This is a genomic window from Microcoleus sp. B9-D4 (genome assembly GCF_036705105.1).
Classification (GTDB): Bacteria; Cyanobacteriota; Cyanobacteriia; order Cyanobacteriales; family Microcoleaceae; genus Microcoleus.
In genome coordinates this window covers 1-2,234 of record NZ_JAUBTS010000153.1, presented here as the reverse complement: position 1 = coordinate 2,234, position 2,234 = coordinate 1, and the positions used below count along the sequence as shown (strand labels likewise).

Below are 2,234 nucleotides of genomic sequence, written 5' to 3'. Positions count from 1 at the left end.
TACGATATTTACAGGCTTTTATGTGTGAGAAAATCAGCTATATTCACTGGTTTAAGGAACTTGTTTTTAATTGCTGAGATCAGGAGTTTATAGGATTCGTATGTCTATTTTCAGAATCCTATCAAATAAGCATTCAACACTTCTGGATGTGATGGCTGGTGTTAATAATGCCGATAGTTGCGAGGCAATCGCTTCATCTTCCACCATCGGTTTTGTGGTTTTTTTGGCGTGGTCACGGTTGGTTTTTTGATTCTTTGCCATATTTGCTGACCTACACAATCGCCCAATTATTTGTCAATTATATCGTTTGATCGTACCAACTCTCGCAATCGATCGTCCTCGCCCCGACGCTCGAAAGTACACTTGTGGTGCAACTATTATCGATCGCCCGCCATTATTTATCGATCGCCCGCCATTATTTATCGATCGCCCGCCATTATTTATCGATCGCCCGCCACTGTTATCGATCGCCCGCCACTGTTATCGATCGCCCGCCATTATTATCTATCGCCCGTCATTATTATTGATCGCAGTGCCACGCCAATCGAGCCAACAACTTATTAATAATGATAATCGCGCCCTTGCGTGGGAGAGTCTGCCACAGGCGGACTCTCCCACCCTTACCCCTTGTTTGATTATCATTATTATCAAATTATATTTATGCACAAAGGGGTATTGACAGAATCTACTCCTTTCTAACTTGTTACCAATGATATGCGATTGACGCCTTTGACAGGATTTTTGCCAAGGGCGATGAAGAGGTTATTATTAAGAGCTTTTATCATCCATCGACGACGAGAAAAAATCGACGATGCCAGACTCAATCGATATCGAGAAAATTTACAGGAAAGATTAACCGGGATTTTGAATTTAGCGCCACACAATCCGGATGGTATCCGGTTACGAAAACGCTATGGTGGGCTAATTGACAATTTATTTCTATTTCTGGAAGATGCGACAATTCCACCCACGAATAATAGTAGTGAACAGGCGATTCGGATGAGTGTAATATTTCGCCGTGTGACTAATGGCTTCCGTTCGGAATGGGGGCGAGATTTGTTTGCTGCTGTTCGTTCAGTTGTTAATACTGGGAAGCGACAGGGTTTAACTGCTTATCAATCTATTCAACAAGCTCTCTCTATTGATGGCTCCATTTTTTCCCCTAGTTGAGCAATTACCTTCTCTGTTTGACCCTCACGAGTGAGTGTCAGTAACATGATACCTCATCTTTCTGAGAAAGGCTATACAGCACTTCCGGGTGTTATGAGGTACAATAAGAATAGATGAAAAAAATACACCAATGAAAGCATATTCAGTTGATTTACGAAAAAAAAATAGTAGCAGCCCATCAAGAGCATAAGCTGTCGATCAGAAAAACAGCAGCGATATTTTCCGTCAGTAAAAGCTTAGTTCAAAAATTGGTCAATCAACAAAAAACTGAGGGAAATTTACAGCCGAAGCCCAGGGGGAAACCGAGATACAGTCCTGTGAATAATTCCACAGCTTCTTTGAGAGAAATAGTGGCCGCACATCCCGATGCAACCTTACTAGAATTGTGTGAGTTATTTGCCGAACGGACGGGAAATTGGGTGGGTAGAACAGCCATGTGTAACGCGTTACAGAAGTTGGGATTAAATCGTAAAAAAAAAACAGTCAGGAGTAGCCAAGCCGGAACAGAAAGAGTCATGAAGTTAAGGTTAGAGTATTGGGAAAAAGTCAAGCATATCGAACCTAAAAATGAGCGTATTTTTAGATGAGACTGGAGTATTGCTAGGTTTAAGCCGAACTCATGCACGTTCGGAACGAGGCAAAGCGAGCCTATGCGGTTAAACCTTTTTACGCCCGGAAAAAAGTCACAGTAATTGGTGCAATTAGTATCAAGCGAGTAGTGGCACTCATGACAATGGATAACTCAATGGATGGCAAAGCATTTGAGGTATTTATAGAAAAATGTTTAGTGCCACAATTGTGGTCGGGAGCAGTAGACGTGAATTGATAATTTACCCGCGCATAAAGTAGATTCAATTACATCGATGATTGAATCTGTGGGTGCTTCTATTTTATGTTTGTCCCCATACTCTCCTGATTTTAATCCGATTGAATTATGGTGGTCGCAACTTAAATCTTTATTGCGAAAATTTTCGCCAACGACCACTAAAATGGTTGATACGATAATTGCTGTGGCTCTTGACTTAATTAATCCGAAACATCTCAAAAACTGGTTTACTAATTGC

At 41.3% G+C, this 2,234-nt stretch carries 6 protein-coding genes; 5 read left to right on the top strand and 1 reads right to left on the bottom strand.

The features are described 5' to 3' along the window. Positions 1 to 87: 87 nt before the first annotated feature. A complete protein-coding gene (locus QUB24_RS33245) occupies positions 88 to 261 on the bottom strand; it encodes a hypothetical protein (RefSeq protein WP_333157840.1) in 174 nt (57 codons plus the stop codon). 30 nt (positions 262 to 291) lie between these two features. On the opposite strand from QUB24_RS33245, the gene QUB24_RS33240 reads away from it, so the two are divergent. From QUB24_RS33240 to QUB24_RS33220, 5 genes are all read left to right on the top strand, one after another. Beyond that, on the top strand, positions 292 to 564 hold the full coding sequence (locus tag QUB24_RS33240) for a hypothetical protein (protein ID WP_333157838.1): 273 nt from the start codon (positions 292 to 294) through the stop codon (positions 562 to 564). Positions 565 to 714: 150 nt separating this feature from the next. Beyond that, a complete protein-coding gene (locus QUB24_RS33235) occupies positions 715 to 1,170 on the top strand; it encodes an IS66 family transposase (RefSeq protein ID WP_333157837.1) in 456 nt (151 codons plus the stop codon). Between the two features lie 317 nt (positions 1,171 to 1,487). Beyond that, positions 1,488 to 1,757: a hypothetical protein gene (locus tag QUB24_RS33230; RefSeq protein ID WP_333157836.1), complete on the top strand. Its 270-nt coding sequence runs from the start codon at positions 1,488 to 1,490 to the stop codon at positions 1,755 to 1,757. A 32-nt stretch (positions 1,758 to 1,789) separates the two neighbouring features. Continuing rightward, on the top strand, positions 1,790 to 1,996 hold the full coding sequence (locus tag QUB24_RS33225) for a hypothetical protein (RefSeq protein ID WP_333157834.1): 207 nt from the start codon (positions 1,790 to 1,792) through the stop codon (positions 1,994 to 1,996). Then, positions 1,992 to 2,234, top strand: a 243-nt coding sequence (locus tag QUB24_RS33220; RefSeq protein ID WP_445300453.1) for a transposase, incomplete at its 3' end; no start/stop codon positions are given. The genes QUB24_RS33225 and QUB24_RS33220, both read left to right, overlap by 5 nt.

What these genes read in the sequence shown, in the direction of transcription:
- QUB24_RS33245 (WP_333157840.1), bottom strand. Translation starts at nt 261, where the DNA reads ATGGCAAAGAATCAAAAAACCAACCGTGACCACGCCAAAAAAACCACA.
- QUB24_RS33235 (WP_333157837.1), top strand. Translation starts at nt 715, where the DNA reads ATGCGATTGACGCCTTTGACAGGATTTTTGCCAAGGGCGATGAAGAGG.
- QUB24_RS33225 (WP_333157834.1), top strand. Translation starts at nt 1,790, where the DNA reads ATGCACGTTCGGAACGAGGCAAAGCGAGCCTATGCGGTTAAACCTTTT.